The following is a 20,122-nucleotide window of genomic DNA, read 5'->3' on the forward strand; positions in this document are numbered from 1 at the left end:
CTGAGACTTGATATTCGATTGGTTCTGTTTACTGATTGTCTGTGCGAGCAAGGCTTTCAATCTCAGGCATTTTTTGTGTAGGAATAATCGCGCCATGATGTTGAATGACCAGTCCGGCAAGCCGGTGGGCTGACTGGGCTGAGGATTCGCAGGATTTCCCGAGCAGACGAGCGGCAAGATATCCGGCACTGAAAGAGTCCCCGGCAGCCGTTGTATCAATAATTTGCTTAATCGGTTCCGGTGCGACTGACCATTGAGTGCTTTCACAAGCGACGAGACAGGCATCTCCGCCTTGTTTGATAACGATTTCTTTGACGCCGAGTCTGCGCGAGCGCGAAACTGTTTGAGCAACTTGTGTGTCGCCCCAAAGTGCGGCTTCATCATCAAAGGTCAGAAATGCATAATCGGTCATCGATAAAATTTGGCTATACCAATGCTGTGCTTCTGCTGCGTTCCCCCACAATGTCGGCCGGTAATTATTATCAAACGCAATTGAAATCCCCTTTTGATGACAGAGGCGTAGCGATTCAAGTAAGGTTTGCCGGCAGTCTTCCGGCAGAATCGCCAGACTAATGCCACTGAGATAGATTAAACCATATTTTTCCAGACGGGCGGCAAGCTCGGTTGCGGGTTGATGACGTAACCAATATTTGGCCGCAGAGTCATTGCGCCAATAGTAGAAACTGCGCTCTCCGTCAGCAGCGGTTTCTATGGCATAAATGCCCGGTAACTTGTCTGGTGAAATGGCAACCATATCGGTATCAATCCCTTCTTGTTGCCACGCGAGTAACATATCTTGGCTGAATGGATCTTTACCCAACCCTGTAACATATGCGGTCGTGATACCTTGCGAGTGAGTCAGCCGAGACAGGTAAATCGCCGTGTTGAGCGTATCTCCGCCAAATCCTTGTTCGACCTGATGATTGGTTTGCCGCAATTCAACCATACATTCGCCAATAATGGCGACTTGAGTTATTGGCAACATAAAAACTCCTGAGAATAGCAACCAAGTAAAAAGTTACTTTGTTTTTATTCATTAAAAATGAATACATGTTTTATTTTTATTAAGAGTGGTGATACTTCACTGCTTGGGCGACAAATCACCGAGTGTTCAGCGTCGTACCATGATTTCGCTGAGTCAAACATGGTAAAAAGTCAGCCCATAACAGGCTGACAAACAACTGATTCTTAATCTTAGGGGCTGTTGATCTTTCGTGAAAATTATTTCAGCAAGTCACGAACGTACGCTGCAATCTCTGGTTTTTTGCAATGATCAAAGAAACATTCTTGGAAGCGGGGGCCTGACACCGCAGTTCTGACCAGCGCTTGATCAATTGCTTTCAAGGTATCGAGATAGTTATCTTTGACCACAGCGGATTTTACTTGATTGAGGATGCCGGCATTTTGTTTCTGCGGCACGGCACGTTCAAGAGGATAACCTTGTCCTCGTTCACCCGTTGTGAATGCTTTTTCAAAGATATAGCGAATATTGAGTTCAGCGCCCCAGCCATACCCCTTAGCAAAGGCCAGCGAGAGTGCATTTCCGTTGTTGATTTGGTTGAACAGAAATGCATCTGAAGGCTCCAGACAGTATCCGCAAACAACGCCGGGATGGATATTGAGTGACATCATCGCTCCCTGACCGGTGCCACATCCGGCGACAACAAAATCTACCGCTTCTGAATTGAGCAGCAGGCTTGCCATGATACCAAGATGAATATAGGTGAGGTGGTGATCGTTTTCGTCACTCATACCGACGTTGTAGACTGAGTCACCTTGTGGTGTCACGACTTGGGTCAACTCATTCAGTACCACAGCGTTTTTAGCTGCCTGACTGTTTTCCATCATTAACGCGATTTTCATGTTTATGCTCCTGCGGTTAAGCACCGCAATATAGATTTATGATTTGAGGAAATCTTGCCGCATCGGCGTGAAGTTATCGAGTAAGACTCCGGCTTCGAGACAGACACACCCATGCATGACGTTAGGCTCTTTATAAAGTGCATCCCCGGCTTTGACGATTTTTGTTTCATCGCCAATCGTAAACTCAAATTCACCGGACAAAACATAAGTGAGTTGCTCATGGGGATGGTTGTGCATCGGGCCTACTGCGCCTTTTTCAAAGTGAACTTCGACGCTCATAATGTTCTCGCTGTAGGCGAGGATTTTTCGTGATACGCCACTCCCAAGATCTTCCAATGCAACCTCTTGGTTATAAATGAACATATTTTCTCTCTTTCACCTGACTGAAGGACTGTTTACCGAAAATCTGACCTGACTTCCGATTCGGTGGACTGCTTTTACCATTGGTTTATCCGTATTCACGGCGCTGAATTAACGGGCGAGCCAGCCACCGTCAACGGCAATGGTATAACCATTGATGTAGTCCGAAGCCGACGATGCTAAGAAAACACAAGGCCCGGCTAAATCTTCCGGAAGCCCCCAGCGTGCCGCCGGAATCCGTTCGACGATTTCTTGATTACGTGATTCATCTGCTCGTAGGGCAGCGGTATTGTTGGTCGCCATATAACCGGGGGCAATTGCGTTGACATTAATCTGATGTTGCGCCCATTCATTGGCCATAAGACGCGTAATCCCCATCACACCACTTTTCGATGCGGTATAGGAAGGGACGCGAATACCACCTTGGAAAGAAAGCATAGAAGCGATGTTAATGATTTTGCCACCGGTACCTTGGGCAATAAATTGCTTTGCGACGGCTTGAGACATAAAGAAAACAGATTTGACATTGATGTCCATGACATCATCCCAGTCTTTTTCTGAAAATTCGATCGCATCATTGCGGCGGATAATACCGGCATTGTTAACTAAAATATCAATGTGACCAAGCTCGGTGATCGCACGATCAATAATATTGGGAATATCGTCCAGCTTCATTAAGTTTGCTTGAATCGCAACAAATTTTCGACCGAGAGCCTGAACCTTTTCGATGGTTTCTGTGGGGTGAGCAATGTTGACTCCGACAATATCACAGCCAGCACCTGCTAAACCTAATGCCATTCCCTGACCTAATCCTGTGTCACATCCAGTGACAATTGCAACCTTTCCTTGCAGGTTAAATGAATCGAGAATCATATTCTGCTTCCTCCAGTGGTAACATGCAGCGCGAATGAATTATCATCGTTCACGTTTTGTATGATTTACACTACACAAAAAAAATATAACTGGCAATTTTTTTTGAAACGCTTTTTCATAAAATATGATTCATGTATTTATTTTGACCTGAGCTGGTGCTGGTTCTAAATTTTTGAAATGGCTTTTTTAAATTACTGGCTCTCTGACTTCTCTTCGTTATAATGAAAACAAGACAAACATGTAGGAATAGATGATTCATGCAGAAATCGACCCAGCCAGAAGCCGTTTCTTCGGTATTAAAAGTATTTAGTATTCTTCAGGCATTAGGCGAACAAAAAGAAATCGGAGTATCTGAGTTATCCCAACGATTAATGATGTCTAAAGCGACGACCTACCGCTTTTTGCAGACAATGAAGTCTCTGGGGTATATTTCTCAGGAGGGAGAGGCCGATAAATATTCTCTGACTCTGAAGCTGTTTGAACTTGGTGCAAAATCACTTGAGTATGTTGATCTTGTTTCTCTCGCTGATAAAGAGATGAACTGTATCTCTGAAAAAACCAATGAAGCGGTACATTTGGGCGCTTTGGACGACGGTGCAATTATCTATATCCATAAGATCGATTCAGGCTATAACTTAAGGATGCAATCTCGTATCGGACGGCGTAATCCACTCTACAGTACTGCAATTGGTAAAATTTTACTGTCAGAGCGGGATGAGTCTTTTGTGCGTCAGGTGCTTGAGCCGGTTGAATTTGTTAAGCATACCGATAAAACATTAGAAAATGTTGATCAGCTGTTAGCTGAACTGGCGTATGTCAGAGAGCGCCATTTTGCTGAAGATAATGAGGAACAGGAATCCGGCCTGCGCTGTCTTGCCGCCCCGGTTTATGATCGGTTTGGCAATATTATTGCCGGATTGTCGATTTCGTTCCCAACGATTCGTTTCGATGAAAAACGGATGTCTTACTATGTTGGATTACTGCAGCAAGCCGGTAAGAATATTTCTGAGCAACTCGGATATCATCAATATCCAGTCTAACCAATCCAATAACATGACTGGTTGGGTATGAGTTGAGGTATGAATGGCAGCATAGGCTGCCATTTTTTATGGGGCGCAACCCTGCATAGCAATTTCCGGGGGAGTGATATTCGGTCTCAGGGCAACCGCTTTTCTTTGACCGGGGAAGTGCTTAGGATAAGTGAGTTGAGGCAAACGGAACCATTCACACGAAGGAATTATCAATGGAATTACATGAAGCTTTAAGTCGACGTGTCGGAGAATTACTTCTTACATGTGGGGATATTTTGGTGACGGCCGAATCTTGTACCGGCGGCGGAATTGCAACTGCTATTACCGAGATTGCCGGGAGCTCTGCGTGGTTTGATCGGGCGTTTGTCACCTATAGTAACGGAGCCAAACAGCAAATGTTGGGTGTCCGGCAGGAGACGCTCTCGCAATGGGGGGCTGTCAGTGAACAGACGGTTTTAGAAATGGCCAGCGGGGCTTTATTCCATTCTCAGGCATCGTTGGCCGTCTCGGTGAGCGGTATTGCCGGGCCCGATGGCGGCAGCGCTGAAAAACCGGTAGGCACAGTCTGTTTTGGCTGGAAAGCAAATTCAGGCTGGGAGAAGGTTGAAACGGTCCATTTTTCAGGAAGTCGCACGCAAGTTCGCTCGCAGGCCGTTTACCATGCTTTGCAGACCATTCATGATTATCTGACACATGAACGTGTCGCACAGTCATAAAATCTCCGCATTGTTTATGCGGCCTGTCGCTTGCTGTCAGTGGCGTGAATGAGTGGCTACAGTATCAAAGCACAGTCGGAAAGTGATATGATCCCAAGGATTCAAATCGGTCAGGAAAATTCATCGACAGGTCTGGACACTGTATGAATTTACAGTATAATCATTCGACATAAATTCGGGAAAATAACCCATCGACTTAATATCTGAAAGTGACTGTCTGGAGAACGTAATGGACGAGAACAAACAAAAAGCACTGGCCGCGGCACTGGGACAAATTGAAAAGCAGTTTGGTAAAGGGTCAATCATGCGTCTTGGTGATAACCGTGCCATGGATGTTGAAACGATCTCTACAGGGTCTCTTTCACTTGATATCGCTTTAGGTGCCGGTGGTCTGCCGATGGGACGGATTGTTGAAATCTACGGCCCGGAATCTTCAGGGAAGACCACACTGACTCTGGAAGTGATTGCTGCAGCACAACGCGAAGGGAAAACCTGTGCATTTATCGATGCGGAACATGCGTTGGATCCTGTTTATGCGAAGAAGCTTGGGGTTGATATTGAAGCGTTATTGGTCTCTCAGCCAGATACCGGTGAGCAAGCATTAGAAATCTGTGACGCATTGGCGCGCTCCGGTGCGATCGATGTTATGGTGATTGACTCCGTTGCAGCATTGACGCCGAAAGCAGAGATTGAAGGTGAAATGGGTGATAGCCATATGGGGCTACAGGCGCGGATGCTATCTCAGGCGATGCGTAAACTGACCGGTAATCTGAAGCAATCGAACTGTATGTGTATCTTTATCAACCAAATCCGGATGAAAATTGGGGTGATGTTCGGTAACCCTGAAACAACGACCGGTGGTAATGCCTTAAAATTCTACGCTTCTGTTCGGTTGGATATTCGTCGTACCGGCTCGATTAAAGAAGGCGATGAAGTGGTTGGTAATGAAACACGAATCAAAGTGGTGAAAAACAAAATTGCAGCACCATTTAAAGAAGCCAATACACAGATTATGTATGGTCAAGGGTTTAACCGTGAAGGTGAACTGGTTGATTTAGGTGTGAAACATAAGCTGGTTGAAAAGGCGGGTGCTTGGTACAGCTATAACGGTGATAAAATCGGCCAGGGGAAAGCAAATGCTTGTAAATATTTGCGTGAAAATCCTGAAGTGGCGAAAGTTATCGACCATAAAATCCGAGAAATGTTGCTGAGCAATAACCCGATTCCTGAAGATGGTCAGGAAGGGATTGAGCAGACATTTAAGCAAGAAGAAGAAAGTTAATTCGTAACGCCATACAATGTTGAAACAGCCCTGCATAATGCGGGGCTTTTTTTAAGGAAATTCCAGATGAGTAGAGAACATTCGAGAACATGTCTGGAAACCGCGATTCAGTTGCTGAGTCGCCGGGATCACGGACGGGTCGAGTTATACCGTAAGTTGATCGCAAAAGGGTTTGATGGCGATGAAGTCGATCATGCGGTTCAGGCTTGTGAACAGTATGGTTATCTGGATGATGTCCGCTATACCCAAGGCATGATTCGGCACCATATTGCCAAAGGTCACGGTGAGCTGAGAATCTATCAATCACTGAAGCAAAAGCAAATTGATGAGTCTATCATTGCCGAGCAGCTGGCTGAATTGGAAACCGACTGGTTTGAATTAGCGAAATCAACGGCTGAGAAAAAGTTTGGTATCAGCATTGAAGCGTCAGTGAAAGATCCCAAAGCGTATGCCAAACAAGTGCGTTTTTTACAGTATCGGGGCTTTAATTTCGAACAGATTCAGTACGCATTGAATCCGACTCACAGGTGAGCTGCGCTCATGTCCGGAGAAGGCGGCGGGGATTTATATCTTATATCACTGACGTTAATTTCGCAGACCTGCCTTTATCTGAATTTTATCTCTGCTGTGCGTCATTGCTTATGACTTCCCGTGAACGGAGAAAGAATTGAGCACTCTTTATTGATTCCTTCTCCGTTTCGATTCATTTCAAAGATAGTTCCGACAGGAACACACACCTTTTCAATAGAATGCAGCCGGTGAGCGACCTTGTTCATCCGGGCTCAGAGTTCAAAACAAAGCTAGGCGAACACTTATCCATGCTTTACAATAGGTCGCAAAATTTTAGTTGAATCTTTGAATATTTCAGGAATAGCGCATGTACATGAGCACTGACGAGGTTCGCCAGGCGTTCCTCTCGTTCTTTGAGACAAAAGGACACCAAATCGTAGACAGTTCATCTTTGGTCCCTGCCAATGATCCAACACTGCTATTCACGAATGCGGGGATGAACCAGTTTAAAGACTGTTTTCTTGGTTTAGAAAAGCGTGATTATACGCGTGCAGTCACCGCACAACGCTGCGTTCGTGCCGGTGGTAAGCATAATGATCTGGAAAATGTCGGCTTTACTGCACGACACCATACATTTTTTGAAATGTTGGGGAACTTCAGCTTCGGCGATTATTTTAAGCAAGATGCAATCCAGTATGCGTGGGAGTTTCTGACCGAAGTCCTCAAGTTACCTCAGGAGCGTTTGTTAGTTACTGTTTATCAGACTGATGACGAAGCGTTCGATATCTGGCACAAGCAGATCGGCCTTCCTGCCGAGCGGATCATCCGAATTGGTGACAAAAAAGGCGGTAAGCCTTATGAGTCAGACAATTTCTGGCAGATGGGCGATACCGGCCCATGCGGCCCATGCTCTGAAATTTTTTATGACCACGGTGACAGCATCTGGGGCGGACCTCCGGGCTCACCAGAAGAAGACGGTGATCGATTCATTGAAATCTGGAACAACGTTTTCATGCAGTATAACCGCCATGCTGACGGCACCATGGAACCTCTGCCTAAACCATCTGTCGATACAGGTATGGGAATCGAGCGTATTTCCGCAATCATGCAAAGCGTGCACTCAAATTATGAAATCGACGTCTTCCAGACTTTGATTAAAGAAGCCGCGCAAGTGATTGGGTGTCATGATCTTTCAAATCAGTCGCTCCGCGTGGTTGCTGATCATATTCGTTCTTGTTCGTTCTTAATTGTTGATGGGGTGGTGCCATCTAACGAAGGTCGTGGTTATGTTCTGCGACGCATCATTCGTCGCGCGGTTCGCCACGGTAATAAGTTGGGTGCTCAGGGCGTATTCTTCCATAAATTGGTTGGTCCGTTGGCCGAAATTATGGGTAGTGCCGGTAAAGAATTGAAAAAACAGCAGGCTGTGGTTGAAAAAGTGCTTCGTATCGAAGAAGAAAACTTCGGCCGGACACTTGAGCGTGGCATGTCGATTCTGAATGAAGCGCTGGAAAATCTGGATGGAAAAGTTCTCGACGGAGAAACTGTCTTCAAACTTTATGATACCTACGGTTTCCCTGCGGATTTGACCAATGATGTTGTACGTGAACATGGCCTTAGTATTGATGAAGCCGGATTTGAACAGGCGATGGAGGCACAGCGTCAGCGTGCTCGTGAAGCCGGACAATTCGGTACCGATTATAACACCATGATTAAAGTTGACGCATCGAGCCATTTCTGTGGTTATGAAGGCACTGAAGGTCAAGGTAAGATTGTTGCGATATTTATTCATGGTGAACCGGTTGAGACGCTTTCATCCGGTGATCATGCAATGCTGGTACTGGATGAAACGCCATTTTATGCGGAATCCGGTGGTCAGTGTGGTGATGCCGGTATCATTCGTACCGAGAGTGGTGTATTTCAGGTCGTCGATACCCAGAAGCAAGGAAACGCAATTATTCATTATGGATCATTGGTTGAAGGCTTTTTGAACCAAGGTGAAATGGCTGATGCTCAGGTTGATGCGAAAAGACGATCTGCAACTGCATTGAACCATTCTGCCACGCATTTGCTGCATGAAGCATTACGCCGCGTTTTGGGTGAACATGTGACTCAGAAAGGTTCACTGGTTCGGGCGGAAAGCCTGCGTTTTGATTTCTCACATATGGAAGCCATGACCGCTGAAGAACTGAAAGAAGTTGAACGGATGGTCAACCAGCATATTCGGCGTAACCATACGGTTGAAACGAATATCATGGGGCTTGATGAAGCGAAAGCGAAAGGTGCGATGGCTTTATTTGGTGAAAAGTACGATACCAAAGTCCGTGTCTTATCGATGGGCGATTTTTCGACTGAATTGTGTGGCGGTGTCCATGCAAGCAATACCGGTGATATCGGGTTGTTTAAGATTGTCTCTGAAAGTGGTATCGCTGCCGGGGTTCGTCGAATTGAAGCCGTGACCGGCGAAGCTGCGCTGGATTTGATTGATACGCAGCAGGCAACTTATGAAGATAAACTGGCAGAAGCCGCTCAGAAAGCAAGACAGTTGGAAAAAGAAATCCAGCAGATAAAAGATAAATTGGCGTCTCAGGCCAGTTCAAATCTGCTTCAGCAAGTAAAAGAGATAGCCGGGGTCAAAGTCTTGGTTGCTCAATTGCAAGGGGCGGATAATAAAGCACTTCGCGGTATGGTTGATGAGTTGAAAAATCAATTAGGCAGTGGGGTCATTCTGCTGGGCAATATCAATGATGATAAAGTCGGACTCATTGCCGGGGTGACGAAAGATTTGACCGGTCAGGTGAAAGCCGGTGAACTTGTCAATCTGGTTGCCCAGCAAGTTGGTGGCAAAGGCGGCGGTCGTCCGGATATGGCTCAGGCTGGCGGTAGTGATGTGAATGCACTACCTCAGGCTTTGGTATCTGCGGAAGCATGGATTGAATCCCAGCTGTAATCTAAAGTTACATATAACTTTAGCTTGATTCAAAATAATTATTTATCCCTGACCAAGTGGTTTAATTAGCGTCTGTAAACTAAGCTGATAAGCCACTTGGTTTTGTTTTTATCACATTTTTACGGTGATGTTTTTTGAATACAGAGATGACATCACCATGTACCGAAATCAGTCCAAACAACGAGTGTGGGCTGATTTCTGAGTGAGACTTTGTCTTAGGAAGGTGACGACTGGTGAAAAATCCCCTTATAGTTCAAAAATTTGGTGGAACATCGATGGGTTCGGTTGAAAGGATCCATACGGTAGCGCAACATGTAATCGATGCGAAAGAGCGGGGGCAGCAGGTCGTTGTCGTTGTATCGGCAATGTCTGGTGAAACCAATCGATTATTAGATTTGGCCCATCAGGTTGATCGGGTTCCAAATGCCAGGGAACTGGATGTGATTTTATCCTCAGGAGAGCAAATATCGATGGCTCTGCTGGCAATGACGCTGCATAAAATGGGGTATTCAGCGCGTTCATTCACAGGTTCCCAGCTTGGTATTGTGACGACAAATCAGCATAACGATGCGACGATTCTGCAAGCTGATACAGCGAAAATTCAGCAGTTATTGAATGAAGATACGATCGTGATCGTTGCTGGGTTTCAGGGCGTCAGTGAAAGTGGTGATATTACGACACTGGGACGAGGCGGCTCTGATACGACTGCGGTAACGCTTGCCGGAATGCTGGCTGCGGATGAATGTCAAATATTTACCGATGTCGATGGTATTTATAGCACGGATCCCAGAATTGTCGAAAATGCCCGAAAACTCGATATTATTGATTTTCCGTCAATGGAAGAGATGTCCAGAAAAGGTGCTAAAGTGCTCCATTTGCCGTGTGTTCAATATGCATGGCGGCATCAGGTTCCGTTGCGGGTTTTATCGACATTTGAACATAATGAGGGAACCCTCATTCGTGGAGAAAGCTCACCGTATGATGTGTGTGGCATTGCGGTGCAAAAAGATATGATTAAGCTGAGTTTTGAATCTCATCATGTTGATTCCATTCTGAAACAATGCCATTTGTTAGGAATTGATGTATGGAATGTGATCGGTGATGCAGAATTTACAGCTTTGCTGATTAAACAGGACGCTAGTGCTAAGTTGGGACTGGTGTTTGAAGATAAAATCCGTAATAGTAAGCCGGTTAGCTTACTGACAATTGTCGGCAAGAAAGCGAATGATTTGATTGAATCAACATATCAATTGCTTTGTTCTGCCAATATTCTGATAGATAGTGGTTATTCTGATAACTTATCTCATAGCTTAGTGATCGCGCCTGAACAAATAGATAGTGCAGCAAATGTCATTCATGAAGCTTATGTCATTTCCGGTTCATTTGTTGATCATGAGCCCAAACAGCGTTTTATGGGCTGATTTTGTATGAGACAGTTTACCCCTATAGGGTTTTTAATAGATAATAATGTAGTTAAGGCAAAACAGAGATGACTCAAGGAGCCAAAGAATGCTAATTTTGACGCGCCGTGTAGGCGAAACGCTCATGATAGGTGATGAAGTCACAGTAACTGTACTCGGTGTGAAAGGCAACCAGGTGAGAATTGGTGTCAATGCTCCCAAAGAAGTATCTGTTCACCGTGAAGAAATATACATGCGCATTCAAGCAGAAAAGGGTGGTAATGGTAGCTCTGGTACACCGAGTTATTAACCCTTGAGAAAGGCTGGCAAAATAATTGTCAGCCTTTTTTATACTAACCCGATAGTGATACGCACCTCTCTACTTCCTGTTTTTTATCGCACTGATGATTTGAGTAACGATTCAGTTGTTCGGTGACTTTTGTTCGGTGACTTTGGGTGAGCTTTCTCTCATCCGGTGATAAAAGAATCAAATTGTTTTACATTGATTAAATAGCCAACGCTTGATGCGTTTTTTCCTTATTTTTCCAAGAAAATGTTTGACATATTTTTGGTAAATCGTAATATGTGCCTCCGCAAGACGGTGAGGTGGCCGAGAGGCTGAAGGCGCTCCCCTGCTAAGGGAGTATACGGTTTGTAGCCGTATCGAGGGTTCGAATCCCTCCCTCACCGCCATGTCTTGCTTGATACATGAAGTATTGCGCGCTCGTAGCTCAGCTGGATAGAGTACCTGGCTACGAACCAGGCGGTCGAAGGTTCGAATCCTTCCGAGCGCGCCACTTTATGATTGTGTTGTGGTGAGGTGGCCGAGAGGCTGAAGGCGCTCCCCTGCTAAGGGAGTATACGGTTTGTAGCCGTATCGAGGGTTCGAATCCCTCCCTCACCGCCATAAGCATGATTAATTCGTGAATATGGACAGCACAGTGTCAGTGAATATTGAAGTTATTGCGCGCTCGTAGCTCAGCTGGATAGAGTACCTGGCTACGAACCAGGCGGTCGAAGGTTCGAATCCTTCCGAGCGCGCCACTTTAATATGAACGACATGATCAGAAGATTGATTTTATTGTGCGCTCGTAGCTCAGCTGGATAGAGTACCTGGCTACGAACCAGGCGGTCGAAGGTTCGAATCCTTCCGAGCGCGCCATCAATTCAGTTTTTTGTTCAACAATACATTTCATCAGCGCGCTCGTAGCTCAGCTGGATAGAGTACCTGGCTACGAACCAGGCGGTCGAAGGTTCGAATCCTTCCGAGCGCGCCATTTCTTTACTTTTGTCTTATCTGCTTCCGATATTCTTTTATTTTTTGATAGCTTACTCACAGTATTGCTGTCTTGATTCATTCCTTTTTTCTATCTTTCTCTCAGCATTTGCATAAACTTTATTCGATACTATTTGCGTTCAATTTGTTGATATGGATGTTTAACAAATGTTCTACCCAGAAATCGATAAAAAGGAAATAGAATGAGTCATATAGGAAGCTTATTGTCGGAAGCTGCTACCTTAATGATGACAGGAATGCTGGTCGTTTTCGCATTTCTGACGATTATGGTCTATCTCGTCACTCTGATGTCCAAGATTGTTCCTCAAGAGACACCACCGTTACCACCTGACGCGAGTCAGTCTCCACAAACGCTTACCCATTCAACGGATGTTAGCCCTCAGGTTGTAGCTGCCATTTCAGCAGCGGTACACCAATATCGCTCATCAGCCAAACATAAATAGTTATTATAAATAGGAGTGTTGTATGTCTAAACCGTTGGCTCTTACTGATGTGGTCCTCCGTGACGCGCATCAGTCTTTGTTTGCGACACGGATGCGTATTGAAGATATGTTACCCATCGCATCAGCGCTTGATCAGGTTGGTTATTGGTCGTTGGAAACCTGGGGTGGCGCAACATTTGATTCTTGTATTCGCTTTTTAGGGGAAGACCCGTGGGAACGTCTCAGAACCTTGAAACAAGCGATGCCGAAAACCCCGATGCAGATGCTGTTACGGGGGCAGAATTTATTGGGATATCGTCATTACGCAGATGATGTGGTTGAAAAATTTGTCGAGCGCGCACATCGAAATGGGATGGATGTGTTTCGCATTTTTGATGCAATGAACGATGTGCGTAACTTTGAGAAAGCGGTTCAGTCGACAATCAATGTCGGTGCTCATGCGCAGGGGACGCTTTCTTATACGACCAGCCCTGTTCATAACATTGAAATGTGGGTTGATCTGGCGAAGCGTCTGGAAGATCTGGGTTGTCATTCTTTATGTATCAAAGACATGTCAGGGTTATTGAAACCTTATGAAGCTGAAACTTTAATTCGTAGAATTAAACAGGCCTGTGATGTGCCGTTGGCACTGCATTGTCATGCGACTACGGGGTTATCGACCGCGACGGCCATCAAAGCTGTTGAAGCGGGAATCGATATTTTAGATACAGCGATTTCATCGATGAGTCAGACCTATGGACACACACCGACAGAAACGGTTGTGGCCATGTTAGAACAGAGTGAGCGTGATACAGGACTTTCTCTGGAGCAGCTAGAACCGATTGCTGCTTATTTTCGCGATGTCCGTAAGAAATACGCGAAATGGGAAGGGCAACTAAAAGGGGTGGATTCCCGTATTCTGATTGCTCAGGTTCCCGGTGGAATGCTCACCAATATGGAAGGGCAGTTAAAGGACCAAGGCGCCGCAGATCGAATTGATGAAGTCTTGGCTGAAATTCCAAAAGTACGTCATGACCTCGGTTATATTCCGCTGGTCACACCAACCTCTCAAATTGTCGGCACTCAGGCTGTGATTAACGTGCTGATGGGGGAACGTTATAAAAGTATTACCAAAGAAACCGCCGGGGTGTTGAAAGGGGAGTATGGTGCTGCACCAGCACCTGTCAATGCTGAATTACAGGCGCGAGTGCTTGAGGGGCAGCAGCCCATTACCTGCCGCCCGGCGGATTTGATTGAGTCTGAAATGGCGTTATTGACCGATGAGCTGACCGAGAAGGCAAAAGCTGAAGGGATCGTGTTGGCTGAGTCTGTTGTCGATGATGTTCTGACATATGCGCTTTTCCCTCAGGTTGGCTTAAAGTTCCTTAAGAATAGAGACAACCCAGATGCATTTGAACCGTTACCGTGCGTTGAAGAGGATGCTGCGGTCAATGCTGCACCCAGTGTTACATCTGATGCTCAAGGTATTGAAGCTTATAGCGTGAAAGTCGATGGGCAGGTCTATGAAGTTGAAGTCGGTCCTCAAGGCCAGCTCACTGCCGTAACATCTGTATCGAATGCAGCGCCACAACCAAAAGAGACGGCCCCGAAAGGTCATGCAGAGGTGATTGCTGCGCCTTTGGCGGGAACGATTTTTAAAGTGAATGCTTTGCCCGGTCATCCCGTCAATGAAGGTGATGTGCTGATAGTATTGGAAGCGATGAAAATGGAGACCGAGGTTCGTGCCGCTAAAAATGGTACCGTACAGGACGTTTTAGTCAAAGAAGGTGACTCGGTGCATGTCGGTTCACCGTTATTCAGTCTGGCATAAGGGTGACTCATGGACGGATTACTAACCTTATGGGCTGAGACTGGTATTGCAAATTTCGAATTTGGTCAGATTTGCATGATTCTGGTCGGATGCCTGCTGCTATTTTTAGCCATTGCCAAAGGGTTTGAACCCTTGCTGCTCTTGCCGATTGGCTTTGGTGCCATTCTGGCTAATATTCCGAATGCCGGTTTTACTGAGCCGGGCGGATTACTCTATTATGTTTATCATGTCGGTATCGAGTCGGGTGTCTTTCCGCTGCTGATCTTTATGGGCGTCGGTGCCATGACTGACTTTGGCGCGTTGATTGCGAATCCGAAGACGTTATGGCTGGGGGCTGCGGCTCAATTGGGTATTTTTGCCACCTTGATTGGTGCCATTTTGCTCAACTTGGTGCCGGGGATGGCGTTTTCCATGGCAGATGCTTCGTCAATTGCAATTATTGGTGGAGCCGACGGGCCGACCGCGATATTTCTTGCAAGTCGTTTATCGCCTGATTTATTAGGGGCCATTGCTGTTGCTGCATATAGTTATATGGCTTTAGTGCCGATTATTCAGCCACCGATCATGAAAGTGCTGACTACACCGGCAGAACGGCAGATACAAATGGCACAACTGCGGTATGTTGGCAAGCTGGAGAAGATTTTTTTCCCGATGCTGGTGTTATTGATGACGATTCTTTTTCTACCGTCAGCCACACCTTTAGTCGGGATGTTCTGTCTCGGTAATCTGATGCGGGAAGCCGGCGTGGTCGAGCGCTTATCAAAAACAGCTCAGAATGAACTGATTAATATCGTGACGATATTTCTTGGTTTAGGGGTTGGTTCCAAATTGCAGTCAGATAAGTTTTTAAATCTCGAAACATTAGGCATTTTAGCATTAGGGGCTGTGGCATTTAGTATTGGTACGGCTGGTGGTGTACTGATGGCTAAACTGTTGAATAAGCTCTCTAAAGAAAGTATCAATCCACTGATTGGTGCCGCGGGTGTCTCTGCAGTACCGATGGCGGCCCGGGTGGTCAATAAAGTCGGGTTACAGGCAAACCCACAGAACTTTTTATTGATGCATGCGATGGGCCCCAACGTTGCCGGTGTTTTGGGATCAGCGGTTGCTGCGGGGATTCTGTTGGCGCTAGTCGGTTAATTTTTCTGCAAATTTACCGTCAGAGGTTCACGATGCAGGGCAAAATGATATATATTCAAAGGAATACCTCAGGGTATTCCTTTGATTTTTACGTCGATATGAACAGGTAAAGGAACTTTGGCTATGGATAACAAGCAAATTGCGATAACCCAGTTTGGTGATGAAGACGTATTGGCGATTCAGTCCAGTTCGGTTCCTGAACCCCAAGCAGGAGAAGTCTTGGTCAAAGTGGCTTTTGCTGGGATCAATCCAATCGATGTAAAAACCAGATCCGGGCTGGGATGGGCTGCCGATCAGAATAAAGATCAGCTGCCATGGGTGCCCGGTTATGATATTTCCGGAACCGTGGTTCAGTGTGGTCAAGACGCAGAGCGCTTTCAGACGAATGATTTTGTTGCTGGCTTTATTGGTTTTCCTTTAAAAGGCGGAGGCTATAGCCAGTATATCTGTGTGCCCGAAAGTGAATTAAGCTATGTGCCACCTTCGGTTACACTGGAAGCAGCTGCGGTGTTGCCATTGGCTGGTCAGACTGCTGTACAGGCGTTAAATAAAGCTCAGGTAAAAGAAGGCGATCGGGTTTTAATTCTTGCCGGAGCCGGTGGGGTCGGGCATTTAGCGGTTCAGATTGCTGTGGCTGCAAAAGCTGAAGTGTATACCACGTGCAGTGAAGAAAACCTTGATTATCTGGCAACGCTGGGAGCGCACGCCATTAATTATAATTTTGCACCGGTATCTGAACGGCTGGAAGATGTCGATGTGCTGATCGATCTGGTTGGTGGTCAGGTTGCATTGGACGCTTTGAAATGTTTAAGAGATCAGGCAACGGTTGTTACCGTACCAACGGTGACTGCTGAGATGATTTGTGAAAAGGCTAAGTTACTCGGCTTTCATGTTATGGGAATGCTGGTTGACCCGGATCCTGAACAACTGGACACCATGCTCTACATGGTCGGGGTCGGTTTACTGAAAACAGAAATTCAGCATATCTATCCGTTTCATGAAGTGCAAGACGCACATCGACAGGTTGCAACGGGTCATACTCGAGGCAAAATTTTGCTTGATATGCAATGTTAGAGTTCTTGGATGCATTTTTTTCAGGATTCGGCCTTTCTTTACAAGAATCAGCACTTTGGGCACTATTTATTGGTGGCTTCCTCAGTGCTACCATTCTACCGGGCGGCTCTGAAGCCGCTTTAATTGCGACTCTCAATCTTCATCAATATCCGACTTTAACCATTATTGCGGTGGCCACTTTGGGTAATACACTTGGCGGTATGGTGAACTATTGGATTGGAATATGGCTGCCGAATCGAACTCAGGAGAATAAACGCGGTCAGAAGTCTTTAGCTTGGTTGAGACAATATGGTTACTGGGCTTTGTTATTTAGCTGGTTACCCGTGATTGGTGATGCCATGTGTATTGCCGCGGGATGGCTTCGGATGCGTTTTCTTCCTTCTATGTTGCTGATTCTGATTGGCAAAACGATTCGATATGCCATATTGGCTGCGTTATTTTATGGTTTGTTTTAAGGAGATAAGATGAGAAAGCTATTGCTTTGCCTTCTCTGTCTGGCTGTATTTTCCGGTTGTTCTTCCGTTCGTGAGTCTGATGCACTTCCTCACGGCGTTACTTTGGTTGATAAGCAGTCGCCTCAACCCGGCGCAGTGCAAATTCCGTATTCTAAATATAAATTAGCCAATGGTCTGACGGTTATTCTATCTCCGGATCATTCTGATCCATTAGTGCATGTCGATGTGACTTATCATGTGGGTTCTGCCAGAGAATCTCAGGGAAGAACCGGGTTCGCTCATTTTTTTGAACATATGATGTTTCAAGGCTCAAAGCATGTGAAAGATCAACAGCACTTTAAGTTGATCACTGAAGCCGGCGGGACTTTAAATGGATCTACCAATCAGGATCGTACGAATTATTATGAAACGGTACCATCTAACCAGCTTGAAAAAGTGCTGTGGCTTGAGTCTGACCGGATGGGCTTTTTACTGGATGCGGTCTCTCAAAGAAAATTCGAAATTCAGCGTGACACCGTTAAAAATGAGCGCGCTCAGAATTATGATAATCGCCCCTATGGCTTGATGTGGGAAAAAATGGGGGAAGCAATGTTTCCTTCTGGCCACCCCTATTCATGGCAGTCGATCGGATATGTACAGGATTTGGATCATGTTGATGTCAATGATTTAAAATCATTCTTCCTTCGTTGGTATGGCCCGAATAATGCTGTTTTGACCATCGGCGGGGATATCGATGTCGAACAAACATTAGCTTGGGTCGCCAAGTATTTCGGCCCGATCCCGAAAGGACCGGAGGTCAAGTCTGCTCCAAAACGTCCGGTTACTTTGTCGGCGGACCGATATGTCACGATGGAGGATCGTATCCAACAGCCGATGGTTGTGATTGGGTGGCCGACAGAATATAAGGGCGCCAAAAGTCAGACTTCACTGGATGTTCTGGCACAGGTGCTGGGCGATGGGAACAACAGCCTGCTTTATCAATCACTGGTCAAAACCCAGCAAGCGCTGAGTGCCGGTGCTTTTCAACGGTGCGGTGAGCTTGCCTGCACATTTTATATTTATGCGATGGCGCCATCGGATAAACAGCATGATTTGCAACAATTATCTCAGAAGCTACTCAATATTGTCGGCAAGCTTGAACAGCAAGGGGTAGCGCAACAACGACTGGATGAGATTAAAGGGATGGCAAAAGCGGATGCTGTTTTTGCTCTGGAAAGTGTCAAAGGTAAGGTTGCTCAGTTAGCCAGCAATCAGACATTTTTCGGCCAGCCGGATCGATTGCAGCAGGAGCTGGACAAGCTTGAAATGGTTTCTTCTGCGTCAGTTCAGCACGTGCTACGACAATTTATAGTCAATCATCATAAAGTGACGTTAAGTGTGGTTCCTCGGGGTAAGAGTGAGCTGGCAGTCAGGCCTGCAAACTTTGTTGCCCCCAAGCATATCAGTGCTGCCCCCCGTCATATCGATGATCAGGATCTGGCTCTTCGCAGCGTTACCGACAATTTTGACCGAACGGTGGTTCCTTCAGCATCTGGCCCCGTCACACTGCACATGCCGAAACTCTACAGTGCCTATTATGAAAATGGGATTGAACTGATGGGGACGGTCATGACAGAAACACCGACCGTTTTGGTGAACATTAATTTACCGGCAGGAAACCGCTTTGTCCCTCAGGGAAAAGAAGGATTGGCTGAATTAACGGCTCACTTGTTATCTGAAGGCAGTCTGACTCATTCAGCAGAGCAAATCCAATCCGAGCTGGATAAGCTCGGCTCAGTGATTTCTGTGGATACGCAAACCTATTCAACCCGTATTAGTATCTCGAGTTTAAGTAAAAATTTACCTCAAACACTAGCCATTGTTGATGAATTGCTATTTAAGCCTAAATTTGACGTGTCAGATTTTAAGCGGCTTCGCAACCAAATGATTCAGGGCGCGATTTATCAACATCAAAAGTTGAGTTGGCTTGCTTCTCAGGCCACTCAGCAAGTCTTATTCGGTGATTCGCTGTTTGCACGTATCGGTGAAGGCACTGAAACATCGCTTGCCAACATCACTTTGGATGATGTGAAGTCTTTTTATCGCCAGCACTATACACCGCATGGGACTCAGATTGCTGTTGTCGGTGATATTTCCAAACAAGAGGCGATTAAATCAATGGCTTCTCTGTCAGAGTGGCAAGGTGATGATGCGCCCTTGCTGGATCCCCAAATTGTTCCTGAACTACATGGACAAAAAATCTATCTTGTTGATAAACCGGGCGCTTTACAGAGTATTGTGCGTTATGTCCGGCAGGGATTGCCGTTTGATGCAACGGGGGAGCAGTTTCTCACCCAACTGGCGAATTTTAATTTAGCCGGAAACTTTAACAGCCGGATGAATCAGAACCTGAGAGAAGATAAAGGCTACACCTATGGTGTGAGCAGCACACTGGCGGGAAACCGGGAAATTGGTGTGATGACCTATAGTGCCTCGGTGCGCAAGGATGCGACGGTGAATGCGATTCGGGAAATACAGCGTGAAATGAGTCATTACAGCCAGTCGGGGATGACGCCTGAAGAGATGTATTTTATGCGTCAGGCTGTCGGACAACAAGACGCATTGGCTTACGAGACGCCATCACAGAAATCTCAGCTGCTTAACGGTATCATGGCATATAGCTTGGATCATGATTATCTTCAGCAAAGAAATCAAATTGTTGCGACTGTCGGTCGAGATGTATTGGATCAACTGGCAAAAAAATGGTTCAATCCGAAGGATTATCAGATTATTGTTGTGGGTGACATGAAGACCCTGAAACCAGAGTTAGAAAAGTTAAAAATCCCGATGGAAGATCTTGAAATCGTCCACTAGAGTACACATAAAGACTACACGAGAAGCTTATTATATTGTCGGTGTGTCTTGGGATTTTCTGACTT

General features: G+C 45.9%; 17 protein-coding genes and 6 tRNA genes. 19 read left to right on the plus strand and 4 right to left on the minus strand.

All coding sequences use genetic code 11. The annotated features are described in order from the left end of the window. Positions 1-28 precede the first annotated feature (28 nt). The 4 genes from kdgK to kduD form a co-directional block, all read right to left on the minus strand. Entirely contained in the window at positions 29-985 is a 957-nt protein-coding gene (gene kdgK, locus VR7878_RS07085) for a 2-dehydro-3-deoxygluconokinase (protein ID WP_077334747.1), read from the minus strand. A 236-nt stretch (positions 986-1,221) separates the two neighbouring features. Next, positions 1,222-1,863, minus strand: a complete 642-nt coding sequence (locus VR7878_RS07090; RefSeq protein ID WP_077334749.1) for an RpiB/LacA/LacB family sugar-phosphate isomerase — start codon at positions 1,861-1,863, stop codon at positions 1,222-1,224. A gap of 36 nt (positions 1,864-1,899) precedes the next feature. Then, on the minus strand, positions 1,900-2,226 hold the full coding sequence (locus tag VR7878_RS07095) for a cupin domain-containing protein (protein WP_077334751.1): 327 nt from the start codon (positions 2,224-2,226) through the stop codon (positions 1,900-1,902). A 108-nt stretch (positions 2,227-2,334) separates the two neighbouring features. Next, positions 2,335-3,096 carry a 2-dehydro-3-deoxy-D-gluconate 5-dehydrogenase KduD gene (gene kduD, locus VR7878_RS07100; RefSeq protein ID WP_077334753.1) on the minus strand — a complete coding sequence of 254 codons (762 nt, stop codon included), beginning with the start codon at positions 3,094-3,096 and terminating at the stop codon, positions 2,335-2,337. Between the two features lie 257 nt (positions 3,097-3,353). On the opposite strand from kduD, the gene kdgR reads away from it, so the two are divergent. The 19 genes from kdgR to VR7878_RS07195 all read left to right on the plus strand — a co-directional run bounded on the left by kdgR (position 3,354) and on the right by VR7878_RS07195 (position 20,057). Beyond that, the gene (gene kdgR / locus VR7878_RS07105; protein ID WP_077334755.1) at positions 3,354-4,136 is read left to right on the plus strand and encodes a DNA-binding transcriptional regulator KdgR; all 783 of its coding nucleotides are present in this window, start codon (positions 3,354-3,356) and stop codon (positions 4,134-4,136) included. 203 nt (positions 4,137-4,339) lie between these two features. Next, a complete protein-coding gene (pncC, locus tag VR7878_RS07110) occupies positions 4,340-4,843 on the plus strand; it encodes a nicotinamide-nucleotide amidase (RefSeq protein ID WP_077334757.1) in 504 nt (167 codons plus the stop codon). Between the two features lie 229 nt (positions 4,844-5,072). Continuing rightward, the gene (gene recA, locus VR7878_RS07115) at positions 5,073-6,125 is read left to right on the plus strand and encodes a recombinase RecA (RefSeq protein WP_077334759.1); all 1,053 of its coding nucleotides are present in this window, start codon (positions 5,073-5,075) and stop codon (positions 6,123-6,125) included. 66 nt (positions 6,126-6,191) lie between these two features. Continuing rightward, the gene (gene recX / locus VR7878_RS07120; protein WP_077334761.1) at positions 6,192-6,656 is read left to right on the plus strand and encodes a recombination regulator RecX; all 465 of its coding nucleotides are present in this window, start codon (positions 6,192-6,194) and stop codon (positions 6,654-6,656) included. Positions 6,657-7,002: 346 nt separating this feature from the next. Continuing rightward, positions 7,003-9,585 carry an alanine--tRNA ligase gene (alaS, locus tag VR7878_RS07125; protein WP_077334763.1) on the plus strand — a complete coding sequence of 861 codons (2,583 nt, stop codon included), beginning with the start codon at positions 7,003-7,005 and terminating at the stop codon, positions 9,583-9,585. Positions 9,586-9,818: 233 nt separating this feature from the next. Next, complete coding sequence (locus tag VR7878_RS07130) at positions 9,819-11,006, plus strand: aspartate kinase (RefSeq protein WP_077334765.1); 1,188 nt, start codon at positions 9,819-9,821, stop codon at positions 11,004-11,006. 88 nt (positions 11,007-11,094) lie between these two features. After that, positions 11,095-11,295 carry a carbon storage regulator CsrA gene (gene csrA, locus VR7878_RS07135; RefSeq protein WP_077334767.1) on the plus strand — a complete coding sequence of 67 codons (201 nt, stop codon included), beginning with the start codon at positions 11,095-11,097 and terminating at the stop codon, positions 11,293-11,295. A 290-nt stretch (positions 11,296-11,585) separates the two neighbouring features. After that, positions 11,586-11,678, plus strand: a tRNA-Ser gene (locus VR7878_RS07140). Between the two features lie 27 nt (positions 11,679-11,705). After that, a tRNA-Arg gene (locus tag VR7878_RS07145) sits at positions 11,706-11,782 on the plus strand. Positions 11,783-11,799: 17 nt separating this feature from the next. Continuing rightward, positions 11,800-11,892 (plus strand) — tRNA-Ser (locus tag VR7878_RS07150). 60 nt (positions 11,893-11,952) lie between these two features. Then, positions 11,953-12,029 (plus strand) — tRNA-Arg (locus VR7878_RS07155). Between the two features lie 41 nt (positions 12,030-12,070). Then, positions 12,071-12,147: transfer RNA gene (locus tag VR7878_RS07160), tRNA-Arg, on the plus strand. Positions 12,148-12,185: 38 nt separating this feature from the next. Continuing rightward, positions 12,186-12,262 (plus strand) — tRNA-Arg (locus VR7878_RS07165). A 202-nt stretch (positions 12,263-12,464) separates the two neighbouring features. Beyond that, positions 12,465-12,725, plus strand: a complete 261-nt coding sequence (locus VR7878_RS07170; protein WP_077334770.1) for an oxaloacetate decarboxylase subunit gamma — start codon at positions 12,465-12,467, stop codon at positions 12,723-12,725. Between the two features lie 22 nt (positions 12,726-12,747). Beyond that, positions 12,748-14,535, plus strand: a complete 1,788-nt coding sequence (gene oadA, locus VR7878_RS07175; protein ID WP_077334772.1) for a sodium-extruding oxaloacetate decarboxylase subunit alpha — start codon at positions 12,748-12,750, stop codon at positions 14,533-14,535. A gap of 9 nt (positions 14,536-14,544) precedes the next feature. Further along, positions 14,545-15,675 carry a sodium ion-translocating decarboxylase subunit beta gene (locus VR7878_RS07180; RefSeq protein WP_077334774.1) on the plus strand — a complete coding sequence of 377 codons (1,131 nt, stop codon included), beginning with the start codon at positions 14,545-14,547 and terminating at the stop codon, positions 15,673-15,675. A 123-nt stretch (positions 15,676-15,798) separates the two neighbouring features. Further along, on the plus strand, positions 15,799-16,749 hold the full coding sequence (locus tag VR7878_RS07185; protein ID WP_077334776.1) for an NADP-dependent oxidoreductase: 951 nt from the start codon (positions 15,799-15,801) through the stop codon (positions 16,747-16,749). After that, the gene (locus VR7878_RS07190; protein WP_077334778.1) at positions 16,743-17,204 is read left to right on the plus strand and encodes a YqaA family protein; all 462 of its coding nucleotides are present in this window, start codon (positions 16,743-16,745) and stop codon (positions 17,202-17,204) included. The genes VR7878_RS07185 and VR7878_RS07190 overlap by 7 nt, the downstream gene beginning before the upstream one ends. 9 nt (positions 17,205-17,213) lie before the next feature. Next, on the plus strand, positions 17,214-20,057 hold the full coding sequence (locus VR7878_RS07195) for a M16 family metallopeptidase (protein ID WP_077334780.1): 2,844 nt from the start codon (positions 17,214-17,216) through the stop codon (positions 20,055-20,057). The last annotated feature ends 65 nt before the right edge of the window (positions 20,058-20,122 follow it).

Source organism: Vibrio ruber DSM 16370 (assembly GCF_900163965.1).
Taxonomy (GTDB): Bacteria; Pseudomonadota; Gammaproteobacteria; order Enterobacterales; family Vibrionaceae; genus Vibrio; species Vibrio ruber.